The 664-nt window shown below is 62.2% G+C and carries 1 protein-coding gene; it reads left to right on the top strand.

Translation table 11 applies throughout. The features are described from left to right. Window positions 1–50: 50 nt before the first annotated feature. Window positions 51–664, top strand: a 614-nt coding sequence (locus ACTNBB_RS09130; protein ID WP_441071099.1) for a hypothetical protein, incomplete at its 3' end; no start/stop codon positions are given.

The raw sequence follows: 664 nt of genomic DNA, 5'->3' as shown, positions 1-664 counted from the left end.
AAATGTTTGCCGTTGAGAGATGCCTCTACCCGAAGGCCGACGGGGGAACGATGGACGGCTGGATCATCAACCATCCGGACGCCTACCCCTTCTGGGCCAACAAGTTCCTACACAAGATGAGCATGGGCTCGCCCCAGACAGCGAGGCAGTACGCCTACAAGCTGTGCAAGTACCTCAACTACCTGCGGGACTGCTGGCACATCGGCTACGCCGACGCGACCGCCAAGCACCTCGCCGGCTTCTTGCGCTTCCTGCAGTTCGGAAACGTCATCCCGTTCGTCGGCGCAGTGGAGGGAAAGAGGTCCGGCTTCACCGTCAGGGGCTACTACACGGTCGTGGCCAGCTTCTACACCTTCCTGCGCTCCCAGGGCAAAGACATCAAGATGGAGGTCGCAGAGGAGCGAAGCGGGGAGAACCCGCACTCCTTCCTCTACGGCCAGGGAATCGTGACCACGTCGCCGCGCTATGTCGCCGAGACGTCCTTTGTCAGCGGCAAGCCGCCTGTGGACTACGAGAAGTGGTACACGGACGAGCAGGTCGACGCCATCCTCAGCAACTTCCGCACCTACCGCGACAAGGCGGTCTTCTCCCTCTCGCTCGACGGCCTTCGCATCGACGAGATCCTCTCCGCCCAGATCGACCTCTACCGCGCCGACGAGGGCAC

Origin of the sequence: Collinsella sp. HCP28S3_B9 (assembly GCF_052066095.1) — a bacterium.
Taxonomy (GTDB): Bacteria; Actinomycetota; Coriobacteriia; order Coriobacteriales; family Coriobacteriaceae; genus Collinsella.
Note: the sequence above shows the minus strand (reverse complement) of the source record. Positions and strands in the feature narration are given on the sequence as shown.